Origin of the sequence: Pedobacter borealis DSM 19626 (genome assembly GCF_000708285.2) — a bacterium.
GTDB classification, from domain to species: domain Bacteria; phylum Bacteroidota; class Bacteroidia; order Sphingobacteriales; family Sphingobacteriaceae; genus Pedobacter; species Pedobacter borealis.
On sequence record NZ_JAUG01000010.1, the window covers coordinates 29895 to 44022 of the forward strand.

Below are 14128 nucleotides of genomic sequence, written 5' to 3' on the forward strand. Positions count from 1 at the left end.
AACCGATATCGATTTAACACTGATTTCTTATAACTAAATCAACACCCTTTATCATAATATGGAATCAATTTATTCTGAAATTTAATTCTGTATATATGCTTATTCTCATAATTTAAAATAACATCGATTTATTCCTGTTTAGCGAACAGAAGTAAATCGTTTTTTTAGAAAAGATGAATTTTTTAGGAGGTGTTTATCACAAAAAATGATGGCGGGAAAACAAAAATGTTAATAACTTTCGTTTTTTAACGTCTAACATTTGGATAACATTTGTATAATTAATACTTTTGGCAACCAACAATAAGCCCATGTGGTGTACGTTAATGTGTAAGTGAATACCCAAACATAACTGTATAACATGATTAAAAAATTTTTGTTTTCTACTCTAATTGCTATTTGCACGCTCTCTGCCGCATTTGCGCAAACAAAAACAAAAGAATCTGGTAAAGAATTAAATGATCCTGACAACCTTGCATCACAATATTTTTCGCAGGTTATGGGTGTTGCGGTAGATGCAACTTCGAATTTAAAACTGTACAAGTTTATTTACGAATGGATCGGAACGCCTTATAGTTATGGTGGAAACACCAAAAGAGGGATCGATTGTTCGGCTTTCACTAAAGCGATTTACGATAAAGTTTTCAACACTACCATCAGAAGAAATTCGCGCGATATTTTTAGTATGGTGGATCCACTGTCTAAAGAAGATTTAAAAGAGGGCGATTTAGTTTTCTTCAAGATTAAAAGCAGAAGTATTTCACATGTTGGTATTTACCTGGGCGATAACAGATTTGCACATGCATCAAGTTCTCGTGGTGTAGTAATCAGCAACTTGAACGAGCCTTATTACAGCCGTTATTTTTACAAAGGCGGTCGCGTTTTAGAATCGTTTAAGAAAGAATTTACAGTAGAATAGTTCAGTTAACAGTTGGCCATTTTCGGTTGACAGTAAAAAACATATACAATCCTCCTAAAGAAATTTTGGAGGATTTTTTGTTGAACTAGCATTTTTCAAGCGATCGTCATCCTGAATTTATTTCAGGATCTTTCTCGCTATCTTTCTATCTTATTTAAGATAGCGAACAATATTTTAAAATAAAATTACTAATGAAGCTCATCAACACCATCTTAGTCCTTCCCTTTGTTCTCATTATCACAATCAGCTGCACGAGCAATAATGCGCAGATTACAACGCATGTAGCCAGGCAAGATACGTTAATCAGAAAAATAAAAGATACTATCTCCATTACTGCTGTAGGCGATATTATGCTCGGCTCCGCTTTTCCATCTAAAACCAACCTCCCTCCTGATGATGCTGTAAACAGCTTCCAGGCGATTGATCGTTTATTAAAAGGAGATATTGTTTTTGGAAACTTAGAGGGCTGTTTTCTCAACTCAGGCAATTCGAACAAATGTAACGGCATTAATCCGAATAACTGCTATGCTTTTAGAATGCCGGAGCGCTATGCCGGGATATACAAGGATGTAGGATTTAATGTTTTGAGCATTGCCAACAACCATGTTGGTGATTTTGATGCCAGGGGAAGAAAAAATACGGCAAGGATTTTAGATTCGCTGCAGATCCATTATGCCGGGCAGGTAAACAAACCTTTTGAAGTTTTTGAAAAAGATAGTATAAAATATGCATTCTGTGCCTTTGCGCCAAACGAAAATACGGTATCGATTAATAAAATCGACAGTGCCAAGGCTTTGGTTGCCCGCTTAAAATTGATGGCCGATATTGTGATTGTTTCTTTTCACGGCGGTGGTGAAGGCGCAAGGTTTGAACATGTTCCCCGTAAAAACGAAATTTTTTATAAAGAGAACAGAGGTAATGTTTATGCCTTTGCACATGCTGTTATTGATGCCGGTGCCGATGTAGTGCTGGGGCATGGCCCGCATGTAACCCGGGCTGTTGAAGTGTATAAAAATAAATTCATCGCTTACAGCCTGGGTAATTTTTGCACTTATGGGATGTTTAGCTTAAAAGGCAATAATGCTATTGCGCCCTTGCTTCAACTAAAAATAAATGCGAAGGGCGATTTTCTATATGCAGATATCACATCAGTTAAACAGGATAAGATTAACCGTTTAACTCTGGATGATAATTATGGTGCCTTTAAACGGATTAAAGAATTGACAGATATTGATTTCATTGGCCATCAGCTAAAATTCGCTGATAACAAGATCAGTTTAAAAGATTAATCTTCTGCGACATCAATCTCAATTTATTTCAGAATATTTGTCGTATGAAACCATCATGATTTTTCAAAGCACATTAGTGGGATGAATAAACGGCTCAAGCCTTCTTGAAAACCGTTACAACAGCTACATTGGTGAAAAACCTGATCGCTTCATCACCTTTAAAAATAAACCGAGCTTTTGCAGGCTCATTAATGCCATTGAAGACAATGAGCAATAAATTAATAATTATATAACGATGAAAAAAGGATTAATACTTCATTATATTATAGGTATTGCAGCTGCAATTTTAGTATTGGTAGCAGCCTACTACATCAACCAAAATTCCGAGAACCTATTGTCTGCAGGAATTATTATTCTGGCGGGTTGCCTGGTTGCTTTTAGCCAGTACCAGATCATCAAGCACAAAAAGAAGCAATAGTATGATTGCAATTATATTACAGGCTACGAAGGCTGATAACTTTAAAGATCGGATCTATCTTGGTTTAGCCATCGGAGCTGCTTTGTATTGTTTGTGCTATCTAAAAAGTTTAGGAGAAACCTAGTTTAACTTTCGTCCTTTGTGTTCTTCACCAAGCCAATTCCTGATACAAAGAATATAAGTCCGATGATGCCATAAACCATTAATCCCCTTGTATTTTCGCTGTGGCTTACAAAACCATAGCCAGCGTATATTAAACCAATTATACCAAGTACGGTTAATATGGTTCCAAAAGTGCGTTTTACATTCATATGATTATTATTTAATAAGGTAAAGACAAAATATCATCGTTTTTGTTTTAAGGAAACAAAGAAGTCCATCTCATTGACTGAAATGGACTTCTTTTATTAAATGAAAAGGTAACTTACCAAACACCTAATCTGTTTGCCGGAGTTACATACATTTTTGCTGTTGCAGGAATATTGAATGCCTTGTAAAATGCTTCCATATTGTAAACAGGACCGTTTACACGGAACATCTCCGGGCTATGCGGATCTGTTTTTAACCTTACACGCATACTTTCATCGCGGGTTTTGATTCTCCATACCTGGGCAAAGCTTAAAAAGAAACGTTGGTCAGGAGTAAAACCATCAATCTTTTTATCGCCTTTTCCTTGCTCAGTTAATTTAAAGGCATCGTATGCAATGTTTAAGCCACCAATATCGGCAAGGTTTTCGCCCAATGTTAATGAACCGTTTACATGCTGATTATCCAACAGCGAGAAGTTATTGTAAAATGTTTCTACTTTACCGGCTTTAGCTTTAAATTTATCAGCATCGGCTTTTGTCCACCATTCTTTTAAATTGCCTACTGCATCGTACTGGCGACCTTGATCGTCAAAACCATGCGTCATTTCGTGACCAATTACAGCACCTATTGCACCATAGTTAATGGCGTCATCTGCGGTAAAATCAAAGAACGGGAACTGTAAAATTCCGGCCGGGAAAACAATTTCGTTGAAAGACGGATTGTAATAGGCATTAACCGTCGGTGGAGTCATTCCCCACTCGGTTTTATCAACATTTTTGCCGAGTTTATCCATCATTTCTTTGTAGGCATGTTTACTTGCCGACTGAAGATTTGCATAATAAGTGTTTTTCGAAACCTCAACATCATCATACTTTTTCCATTTATCAGGATAGCCGATTTTTTTGATAAAAGCGTTTAGTTTTTCTAAAGCTTTCTTTTTGGTTTCAGGTGTCATCCAATCTACCTTCTGGATTCTTTCTGCATATACTTTCTGTAAATTGTTTACCAGGGTTAACATACGCTCTTTGGCCTCTGGTTTGAAATACTTTTCGGCATATAATTGACCTAAAAGCTCGCCCAAATTACGATCGGTAGAATTTACGATAGCTTTCCATCTTTCTGTTGGTGCTTGTTGACCGTATAGTGTTTTAGAGAAAAAATCGAATTTTGCATCTCTGAACTTTTTGGTAAAGGCATTAGCCGATCTGTTTAAAGCATCGAACTTTAATTTTTCTTTCCAGATTTCGATAGGCTGGCTTTTTACCAGGGCCGATAAAGTTTGATAATATTTTGGCTGCCTAACAATAACGGTATCCGTGTTTGCACCCAGTTTACTTAAAACAGATTTCCACTCTATGTTCGGGGTCTGTTTTTGAAAATCAGCCACAGTCATTTTGTTATAATTCTTCTGTGGATCGCGCAGTTGAACAGGAGTTGAATGCGACTGTGCAATCGCCGTTTCCAGTTTTAAAATATTGTCAGCATATTTAGCTGCATTAGCAGAATCGCCTGCCAGGCTAAAAATTTTTGTGATGTATTTAATGTATTCGGCTCTGATTTTTTTTGCCTTCTCATCTTGCTCTAAATAATAGCTGCGATCAGGCAGGGTAAGACCGGCCTGCGAAAATGATAAAGCATTTTTAGTGCTTAATTTATCATCTGGTTCTACACCAAAGCCCAATAAATCTCCCTCACCATCTTTATAGCCGTCGGCAACAAAATTAATTAAATCCTTATCGTTTTTAATCCCATCTATTTTACTTAAGAGCGGCTTTATAGGTTCAATGCCCAATTTCTCAATGGTAAGGGTATCCATTCCACTGGTATAGAAATCGCCAACTTTCTGTTCGGTACTTCCTTTGGCAGCATTAGCTTTTGAAGCATTTTCAAGAATACTGTTCAGATTTTTCAGGTTATCGTTATATAAAGTATAAAAAGAACCCCAGCCTGTTTCGGTTTTTGGAATTTCGGTATTTTTCATCCATTTCCCATTGGCATACAGGAAAAAGTTATCACCAGGTTTTACAGTGGTATCCATGCCGGCTTTATCGAAAAATTCGGTGCGTGCATTCGCAACATCGGCATCTTGATGGCTTTTATTCTGGCAAGCAGCAAAAAGCAATACGCCGGCCGCGGGAAGAAATAATTTAATTTTCATTGTTTATGAATTAGTTAGAAAAACTTAAAGCTACAAAATGTCTGATGTAGTTTGTATGAATTTTTTATAACTTCATAAAAAAATCTAATTATGCAATACACCATTTACCTTATAGCTGTTATAGGATTTATTATCCTGCTGAGCTCGTTTGTTACCGTTAAACAGGGAACCATTGCGGTGGTAACCGTTTTCGGCAAGTACCGCCGCCAGTTAAGGCCAGGCTTAAATTTTAAAATTCCATTAATAGAGCAGATTTATTCTCGTATTTCCATTCAAAACCGCTCTGTAGAGCTGTCGTTTCAAGCGGTAACACAAGATCAGGCCAATGTATATTTCAAGGCCATGCTATTGTATTCTGTGGTAAACCAGGATGAAGAAACGATCAAAAATGTAGCTTTTAAGTTTGTAGATGCGACCAACTTAATGCAGGCACTAATCAGGACCATTGAAGGTTCGATCAGGGCTTACGTGGCCACACAAAAGCAGGCAAACGTATTGGCCCAACGCAACGAAATTGTACTTCACGTTAAGGAACAGATCGATCAGGTTTTAGACGGATGGGGTTATCATCTTCAGGATCTTCAATTGAATGATATTACCTTTGATGAGGAAATTATGCGTTCAATGAGTCGTGTGGTCGCTTCAAACAACTTAAAAGCAGCGGCTGAGAACGAAGGACAGGCATTATTAATTACTAAAACCAAGGCCGCTGAGGCGGATGGTAATGCGATTAAAATTGCAGCTACAGCCGAGCGCGAGGCTGCACAGTTACGCGGGCAGGGTATCGCTTTATTCCGTGCAGAGGTAGCTCATGGTATGAGTAAAGCCGCTCAGGAAATGGAGCAGGCCAACCTGGATATTTCGGTAATCTTATTTACCATGTGGACTGAATCGATTAAACATTTTGCAGAAAACGGAGATGGAAACGTTATTTTTCTTGATGGCAGTGCCGATGGCATGAATAAAACCATGAAAGAAATGATGGCCATGCAGTTGAATAAACAAACTGAGCCAACGGCGAAGAAATAAGTATATTTAGACCTCGGAGGTTTGTCGTGCTGTCAGATGTTACCATCTGACAGTTAAATAGATTAAAGATAATATTGTTTAGCGTCGGATAGGAATATCCGACACCACAAAATTCCAAATGTCTAATATGCCTTTAGAGTTGTCAACTTTCTAGCGAATTGGTTATTAAAGTTGACAACTCTGAAATCTAATTACAAAAAAGGCCACTTTAGTTTTGCTAAAGCGGCCTTTTTTTATGTGCGCCCGGCACGGGCGCAAACTCTAGGGTGGAAGTCCCGAACGCGCCTTGATAGTGGGAAGCGTTAACTTAAGGCAAGGGTGTCCTCTGTGAGGAGGAATCTGAAGGAAGCCGGCGGTAAATCTCCGGCCTGACGAACAGGAAGCGAATTAGGCAGTTGGATGTGGGTGAGTTTGCATAACAAAACAAAGCCCTAAACTATCCGAAACATCCTGCTGTATATTCGACAGGTATATGGAGAGAAAGTTTGCGTTCTTACCCGGGGAGATCTGCCGGGCCGTTGCCGGAGGGAGATGCGCCTCCCGAAGGAACAAGGTTCTGTAGCGATACATAACTGGTCCCGCAGAAGTCAGCAGAGGCCATAGTACTTTTTTTTTTTTTAGAAAGGAAGGGCTGAACATTAAACGTCCGAGTAGTACTACCGGAAATGGGATTACCGTAAAGAAAGCAGAAAACTCCGAATGGAGAGCTGGCCTGTAAGGAATATGCTGGAAGCAGAAAGGTCCGGATTACAAATCCAGACCAGCATACTGTTAGTCGGGATTTGTAATCCCGTCTTAAGAACTTAGGATTTATAATCCTATTAGAACAATTAAAAACCAAACCAGCACCTCAAAATTATTCAATCTCAAATACCTGATGGTATTCGGGGATAGCCACATGTTTAAAACCTGCATCTTTCAATTTGCTGGCGAAATGTTGCTGTACTTCGTATTCTCCATGTACCAAAAACAGCTGTTTTACCTTAGCTGGATCCTGACCTGATAAAAAATGCAATAAATCTTCATAGTCGCCATGTGCGCTCATCGATTTTATCGATTGCACTTCGGCCTTAACCTCATATTCATCGCGGAAAATCTCCACAACTTTTTGTCCGGCAATTAACCTACCCCCAAGCGATTTAGGTTCGCAATAGCCCACCATTAAAATGGTATTTTTCTGGTTGCCAATATTGTTCCTGATGTGGTGCTTTACCCTGCCGGCCTCTGCCATGCCTGATGCAGAAATAATTACACATGGCCTGGGATCGGCATTTAAAGCTTTCGATTCTTCTACACTTTCGATAAAACGCAGGCCTTTAAAACCAAATATATCATGATCAACCTTTAAAGTCTCTTTAACCCCATTATTGTATACCTCAGGGTGGTTTTTAAGAATTTCAGTCGCTTTTGATGATAAAGGACTATCTACATAGTATAATACATCAGGCAGTTTACCTTTTAACTCAAGCCCATTTAAAGCATAAAGCAGCTCTTGAGTACGGCCAACGGCAAAGGCAGGAATAATTACCTTGCCCTTTTTTACTTTGCAGGTATTATTAATAATCTCTAAAAGCATGTTTTCGATCGGATCGAGATCTTTATGTAGCGAATCGCCGTAGGTTGATTCCATTAAGATATAATCGGCCTGATCAAACTGCTGCGGACTTTTTAAAAGCAGATCGCCATAACGGCCAACATCGCCAGAAAAGGTAATCCGCGTAGGTTTTCCATCTTCGGTAATGGTAAGATGAACCGCAGCGCTGCCTAAAATGTGACCTGCATCTGTAAACTTTAATCGGATTCCCGCTTCAATCTCAAAGTCCTCTTCATACTCCACAATCTTCATCTGACTAACCGTTTTGGTAACGTCTTCATCGGTGTACAGTGGTTCTTCCATTTCTTCGCCTTCGCGCAGATGGCGGTTAGAAAACTCTGCATCCTGCATCTGGATTTTGGCAGAATCCATCATTAAAATGCGGGCCAGATCCATCGTTGCCGAAGTACAGAAAATTTTACCTTCAAATCCTTCTGCAACCAATTTAGGCAATAAGCCACAATGATCTATATGCGCATGTGATAAAACCAGGTAAGTAACCTTTTTGGCATCAAAGCCGAAAAGATCATTTAATTTATCGGTAACACGGCCCATTCCCTGGAATAAGCCACAGTCTAATAAAATCTGGGTGCCGTTTTTTAAGGTAATAAGGTGCTTACTCCCCGTAACAGTACGGGCGGCACCATGAAAAGCAATGTTCATCGAGATGGTGGTTAGAAAATATATAGAATAAAAATGCCGGATATTTCCGGCACTTCCAATTCTTTATGCATTTATTTCTGCTATTTTATCTTTCACCTTATCAGCTACACCCGATGCTTTGTCTGCTAAACCAGCAAGTTTATCTTTTGAAGAATCTAAAATATCTGCTAACCAATCTGATACTTTACCTTTTAAATCGCTTGTCGAATCTGAAGATAATGCCAATGCGATTGTTGCACCAAGTGCTGCTCCAGCTAATACGCCTACTATAATTTTTGTTTCCTTTGTCATAACTTTATTCTTTAATAATTAAACATTAATTGGCACTTGTTGTTTTGCTTTTATTACAACATAAATCATTCCATTTACATGAAGCATATTTTTTTTATCGATTTAGACAATACCATCTATTTTACCAAACCTAACGAAGCGCAGTTAATGAGCGGTTTATACCAGCTTTTAGATGAGGAAGATTTAGGGATTACTGATGAGATATATCAAACATCGAAAAAAGAAATGCTGAGAACACCTTTCCAAAAAGTAGCCAAAAAATATGGCTTTAAACAACTTGCTATAGATCGGGCAGTTGATTATTTAAAAAACCGCGAAGTAACCAGCCCCTTAAACCCAAGTGATGATTATCATTACATTAAAAGTCTTAAAGGCCGGAAATTTATTGTAACTGCAGGTTTCTCAAAACAGCAAACTTCAAAAGTAAAGATGTTGGGCATTGCTGATGATTTTGAAGCCGTGCATGTTGTGGATGTTTCGACCACCAATAAAAAAGAAGCTTTTAAACTACTTATTGACAAGTACGACTTAAACACAGATGATATTTTAATTATAGGTGATGATGCAGAATCGGAAATTAAATTCGGACTTGAACTCGGTATTGAGACATTTTTATTAGACCCCGAAAACCTGCATCCAAATGCCGAAAGTACTTTTAGGGGAACTGATTTAAGCAAGCTTCATGCAGCGGCGGGACAGTAACATAACCACATTTTTTCTCGTGACATTGAAATTAAGGAGATGATAACCTTGGAAAGTATCGTCATTGAGAAGGCTTTTTCAGCCGACGAAGCAATCTTATAACTATCGCCAGTAGCGTGTGCTTTAAGATTGCTTCGTGCCTCGCAATGACGACCTATCTATTAGAAGAGCAGCTCTCTACAACTATTTGGGTTTCTTCCCACTTTCTGTTTTATCCCGATGAAGGATCGGAATGTTCACTCCAATCGGGTCTAGGTGGCCCGTTAGGTGGTGCTATTTTTGATTGGGTGCTTAACTGCACAGTCCTTTGTTTCTAAACCCGGTAGCAGCGGCAGCTCCTCCCGGGTTTACATCGGGATTTATCGGAGCTATAGCGGATAACGGGACTGCTGTTCCCGAAGCAATACTGAATGTTCATTTCCAAAACAGTAGAGTGAACAAAATCTTTAATTCTTATTTTAAGATTACAAAGTCTTTAAAATAAAAAAGTCCCGATTTTCATCGGGACTTATCAATCTATCCTCTACCACCTCTTGATGGTCTTCCTCCTTCAGAGCCGCTTCTTTCACCACCTCTTTGTTGCTGTTGTTGTGGTGCTTCCGTTCTTCTTTGTTCTTGTCTTTGTTGCTGCTGCTGTACTCTTTGTTGTTGAGCCTGGGCATCACGCTGTGCGCGTTCCTGCTGTTGTTGCTGCGCTTGTTGAGTGCGTTGCTGCTGTGCCTGAGCATCGCGTTGCGCCCTTTCCTGTTGCTGTGCCTGAGCCTGCTGCGCACGTTGTTGTTGCATCTGCTCATTTCTTTGCTGTTGCATCTGTGCGTCACGTTGAGTCCTTTCCTGTTGTTGGGCCTGGGCTTGTTGTGCACGTTGCTGTTGCATCTGCTCATTACGTTGTTGCTGTCCCTGAGCATCACGTTGCGTACGCTGTTGTTGAAATTGCTCGTTACGCTGTGCCCTTTGTTGCTCCATTTGAGCCGCACGTTGTTGTTGGTCTGCCTGACCACGTTGCTGTGTTTGAGCATCGCGCTGTGTACGTTGCTGATCTTGGCTCATACGGTCTTGCTGTGAACGCTGCTGTCTCATCTGCTCCAAACGTTGCTGATCTTGACCACGGTTTACGTTTTCCTGTCCGTTTCTTCCGTCTATACCATTGGTATTGCCACGACTAACACGTCCGTTAGCATCTCTATTATAAACTTCACCTCTGTTATTAGGCTGATTATTATTATCTCTGCCTATAATGCCGTTGTTCCTATCGGATTGCCCGGTACGGTTATCTCCTCTCGATCCAAAACGGTTATCGTTATTATTGCTATTACCGCCTCTTTGATCGCGATTGGTATAACCTTCATTCCTTCCACCCCTGCTAATGCCAGCATTACCTTGCTCAAATTTTCTAGGTGCAGCACTACGGTTATCAGCATTACGCTCTGGTCTAGGTCTGTAAATAGATACTTCCCTGCTATTAATCCTGCTTGCACCTGGCCTAGAACCTTGCGCATATCTATAAACGGTTACATCTCTATTGGTTGCACGTCTGATATCTTCTACCCTTGGGCCACCATAATAGCTCCTTCTGTTATAAACATAAGTATTATTAATAATGGTGGTATTGCGGATATATACATTATTGCGCCCGTAATCATATCTTGGGAAAGTATTGATATAAATATTACGTTGTGGAATAAAGTTCCAGCAAAATTCTGGCACAGAATAACGACGGCCAAAGCTCAGATTTATACTGATACTTGGCGCCATTGGAGCCCATCCGTAATAACCATCGCCGCTTCTCCAATCTACCCAGGCTGGTCCCCAATTGGTATCAGGTAACCAGATCCATTGTCTGTAACTGTTAATTACCCAACGACCATAGTGGAAAGGTGCCCAGCCCCAATCATAATTGGAAACCCAGGTATTACCATATTCGGTCATTGCCCAACGTCCGTTTGTATAATATGGACGAAATTCGCTTTGATCTACATCAGGGCGCCAAACATATCCATATTGAGGGTCTTGTATCCAGGTACCATAAGGCGAAAGTTCATCATAAAAAGTCTGTAAAGAAACATTGCCAGTGCTGTAACCATCATCCTGGTAATCGTTTTGATAGTCTTGTGCCCTGACAAGGGTTGTGGTTCCGGCAAGGAGCGCAAAGAGCCCCAGCACAAGTGCCGTAGATTTCAGTGTTTTCATTTGTGTGTTTTATTTTAATAACCTAATGTGTGTGTATCAATTAGAGAACCAAAAATGCAGAAGGTTTAATATGCATGCATAGTTTCTGTGTTTTCCTTCAAATATTGCCCTATGAGGCATATTTAACTAATATTTAACGTTTTAAGCACATTTTAATTGTGCAGAAAATAAGTCAGTTAGAAATAAAATTTGCTACACCTTTGTTCACAAAAGAGATTATATTGCCATTACTGTAAACTTTAGAACTTAAATTCTATTTATTGTGAGTATTTTTGTAGCATGCAAAAAGGCACTTTATACCTTATTCCCGTACCATTGGCTGAAGAGGTAGCACATAAAACTTTTACCCCTTATTTGGTTGATACCATTAACCAGATTGATACCTACATTGTAGAAAACAGTAAGACAGCCCGTCGGTTTTTGAAAGAGGCTGGTTTAAAAACACCACAAAAAGATTTGATCGTACACGATTATGGCAAACATAACCGGACAGATTTAGGTCAGTTTTTTGTTGAGCTTGCTGCCGGAAAAGATGTAGGCTTAATGAGCGAAGCCGGTTGCCCGGGCATTGCCGATCCTGGAGCTGATATTGTTGCCGAAGCACATAAACGCGGCATTAAAGTGGTACCATTGGTGGGGCCAAGTTCGATTTTGCTGGCTTTAATGGCCTCAGGTTTTAACGGACAGAGTTTCGCCTTTTGGGGTTATTTACCGATCGATAAAGAGCAACGTACCAAACGGATTAAAGATTTAGATTTATCGGCAAGCCGTTATAAACAAACACAGATATTCATCGAAACACCTTTCCGCAACAACCAGCTTTTTGAAGAAGTGCTGAAAAGCTGCAAACCCAATACGCAGGTTTGTGTAGCCAGCAATCTTACTGCAGAAGATGAATTTATTAAAACTCAAAGTGTTTATAATTGGCGCAAAGAGGAGATAGATCTTCATAAACAGCCTACCATATTTTTGTTATACTAGGTTTCCTTAGTCGAGCGTCATTCCCTCGAAGGAGGGAATCTTAAAGCTTATTGCATTACGATTCCCAATCAAGTTGGGAATGACGGACTACGCCATGAGAAATATTAGAATTTCAAAAAATCAAAACATATCCAATCCCACATTGGTTGTAATAACAGCGCTCTATAACTTATTCAAAAACTTTATAGCGATGAAAAATACGAGCATACCAAAAAACAATCCAACGGTTCAAGGCAGTTCAATAGCTGACCGGGCTAACCACGATGTTAAAACAGATAAAAAAATACAGGGAATAACCAATGGAGGTGGCCAACGGTCAGATCAAACTTCCAACAAGGACAATCAAAGAAAATACGACAATAAAAAATAATAGTAGGTAGCTAATATACCAAAAAGGCTTGTCGGAAGATCCATATTGAATGAGATTTTCCGACAAGTCATTATTTAACGAATGGCATTTTATTTCGCCATTACATTATAGAAATTATAATCCGTCATAGGGGCACCCGTTATTCCCAAATTATGGCAAATGGTAATGATCTGGCCACGATGGTAGGTACTGTGGTTGAACACATGTAAAACATATTCAAAATTCTGAAAGTCGGAAGTAAACCAAGGACTTTGAATTTCTGTTTTCTCATTAAATCTATCTTCACTGATTGCAGTAATATAAACGGCTAAATTTTCTGACTGCTTCAACAGCGCATTAAAAATATCATTCAAACTTCCATATTCGCGAAATTCGAATTCGGTTTTAGTAAGAATTGAATACCAATACTCCTGTGCCTGTAAAATATGGGCGAGCGTTAACTTTACACTTTTAAAACTCGATAATACTTCCTGTTCCAATAATTCTTCAGGATGATTTTTTAACCAATTTACCAAGGTTAAATTTGCCCAGAAATTATAGTTTGCATAATTTTTCATTAAATACACAAGGGAAGTTTCTTCCATTGTTTCTGCGAATAATTGTTCCTGTACCATGTCTTTTTTGTTTTAGTTACACAAAGAAAACACGGGCGACTGACAACCCTATGGCAGTCTAAAAATCAACATAAAAATATTTTTAAAATAAAGTGTTTTCTTCATTTCAGTTTACATTTCCATCATGCATTTTCCCTCTTACCTGATCATCCTGTCAGGAGAAAAAGCAATAAAATATTCTGATCCGGTTTGGATACTAACATTAAGATCTGGCACATTAATTTTAGGTTGTTCTTTAAGCTGCGATAATACGCTTGCTGCAAAATCATGTATCTTTTTTGGGTCTACCTGAACAGAAACCGTAGGGAAGAAATCGTGTTCTATTTCTGCCTTTCCCTGCTCACTTACCTGGCTGAACTTCCACGATTCTTTGGTCCGAAAACCATTTTCGTTGTTGGCATTGTTTAAATGATATAAAAACACTTTCGCCTGTAAGGCTATACTCTCATTTTGCATATTATAAAATTTGGGCTTTTTTGGCCATAATTTGGCAAGGTAAGAAGAATTAATCGGTAGTACCCTTTTTTTGGTTGGTAAGCGATATGGAATTAATCTCGTTTTTCTTTGACAACTCTTATTTAACTAAAATATTATCGATAAAACA

General features: G+C 39.0%; 14 protein-coding genes. 7 read left to right on the forward strand and 7 right to left on the reverse strand.

Annotated features, from left to right (window positions below):
- Window positions 1-358 precede the first annotated feature (358 nt).
- From AW17_RS04735 to AW17_RS04745, 3 genes are all read left to right on the forward strand, one after another.
- The gene (locus AW17_RS04735) at window positions 359-916 is read left to right on the forward strand and encodes a C40 family peptidase (RefSeq protein WP_029274974.1); all 558 of its coding nucleotides are present in this window, start codon (window positions 359-361) and stop codon (window positions 914-916) included.
- Window positions 917-1107: 191 nt separating this feature from the next.
- A complete protein-coding gene (locus tag AW17_RS04740; protein ID WP_029274975.1) occupies window positions 1108-2205 on the forward strand; it encodes a CapA family protein in 1098 nt (365 codons plus the stop codon).
- Between the two features lie 235 nt (window positions 2206-2440).
- Window positions 2441-2623: a hypothetical protein gene (locus tag AW17_RS04745; protein WP_029274976.1), complete on the forward strand. Its 183-nt coding sequence runs from the start codon at window positions 2441-2443 to the stop codon at window positions 2621-2623.
- A gap of 125 nt (window positions 2624-2748) precedes the next feature.
- Here AW17_RS04745 and AW17_RS04750 read toward each other — a convergent pair whose 3' ends face one another.
- A complete protein-coding gene (locus tag AW17_RS04750; protein WP_029274977.1) occupies window positions 2749-2934 on the reverse strand; it encodes a hypothetical protein in 186 nt (61 codons plus the stop codon).
- Window positions 2935-3047: 113 nt separating this feature from the next.
- Complete coding sequence (locus tag AW17_RS04755; RefSeq protein ID WP_029274978.1) at window positions 3048-5090, reverse strand: M13 family metallopeptidase; 2043 nt, start codon at window positions 5088-5090, stop codon at window positions 3048-3050.
- 90 nt (window positions 5091-5180) lie between these two features.
- Between AW17_RS04755 and AW17_RS04760 the strand changes: the two genes are divergently transcribed.
- Window positions 5181-6119 carry an SPFH domain-containing protein gene (locus AW17_RS04760; protein ID WP_029274979.1) on the forward strand — a complete coding sequence of 313 codons (939 nt, stop codon included), beginning with the start codon at window positions 5181-5183 and terminating at the stop codon, window positions 6117-6119.
- Window positions 6120-6975: 856 nt separating this feature from the next.
- Here AW17_RS04760 and AW17_RS04765 read toward each other — a convergent pair.
- Both AW17_RS04765 and AW17_RS04770 read right to left on the reverse strand, forming a co-directional pair.
- Window positions 6976-8376, reverse strand: a complete 1401-nt coding sequence (locus AW17_RS04765; protein WP_029274980.1) for an MBL fold metallo-hydrolase RNA specificity domain-containing protein — start codon at window positions 8374-8376, stop codon at window positions 6976-6978.
- Between the two features lie 63 nt (window positions 8377-8439).
- The gene (locus tag AW17_RS04770) at window positions 8440-8667 is read right to left on the reverse strand and encodes a YtxH domain-containing protein (RefSeq protein WP_029274981.1); all 228 of its coding nucleotides are present in this window, start codon (window positions 8665-8667) and stop codon (window positions 8440-8442) included.
- Between the two features lie 78 nt (window positions 8668-8745).
- Here AW17_RS04770 and AW17_RS04775 point away from each other — a divergent pair, with 78 nt between their 5' ends.
- On the forward strand, window positions 8746-9369 hold the full coding sequence (locus tag AW17_RS04775; protein ID WP_029274982.1) for an HAD family hydrolase: 624 nt from the start codon (window positions 8746-8748) through the stop codon (window positions 9367-9369).
- Between the two features lie 516 nt (window positions 9370-9885).
- On the opposite strand, the gene AW17_RS04780 is transcribed toward AW17_RS04775, so the two are convergent.
- Window positions 9886-11559 (reverse strand): DUF6600 domain-containing protein, encoded by a 1674-nt coding sequence (locus AW17_RS04780; RefSeq protein WP_029274983.1) that lies wholly within the window; start codon window positions 11557-11559, stop codon window positions 9886-9888.
- Window positions 11560-11838: 279 nt separating this feature from the next.
- Between AW17_RS04780 and AW17_RS04785 the strand changes: the two genes are divergently transcribed.
- Both AW17_RS04785 and AW17_RS04790 read left to right on the forward strand, forming a co-directional pair.
- Window positions 11839-12540 (forward strand): SAM-dependent methyltransferase, encoded by a 702-nt coding sequence (locus AW17_RS04785; protein WP_029274984.1) that lies wholly within the window; start codon window positions 11839-11841, stop codon window positions 12538-12540.
- A 190-nt stretch (window positions 12541-12730) separates the two neighbouring features.
- Window positions 12731-12910 carry a hypothetical protein gene (locus AW17_RS04790; RefSeq protein WP_029274985.1) on the forward strand — a complete coding sequence of 60 codons (180 nt, stop codon included), beginning with the start codon at window positions 12731-12733 and terminating at the stop codon, window positions 12908-12910.
- Between the two features lie 89 nt (window positions 12911-12999).
- Here AW17_RS04790 and AW17_RS04795 read toward each other — a convergent pair whose 3' ends face one another.
- Together AW17_RS04795 and AW17_RS04800 are read right to left on the reverse strand one after the other, a co-directional pair.
- A complete protein-coding gene (locus AW17_RS04795; RefSeq protein WP_051691638.1) occupies window positions 13000-13524 on the reverse strand; it encodes a DinB family protein in 525 nt (174 codons plus the stop codon).
- A 138-nt stretch (window positions 13525-13662) separates the two neighbouring features.
- Entirely contained in the window at window positions 13663-13980 is a 318-nt protein-coding gene (locus tag AW17_RS04800; protein WP_029274987.1) for a hypothetical protein, read from the reverse strand.
- Between the last annotated feature and the right edge of the window lie 148 nt (window positions 13981-14128).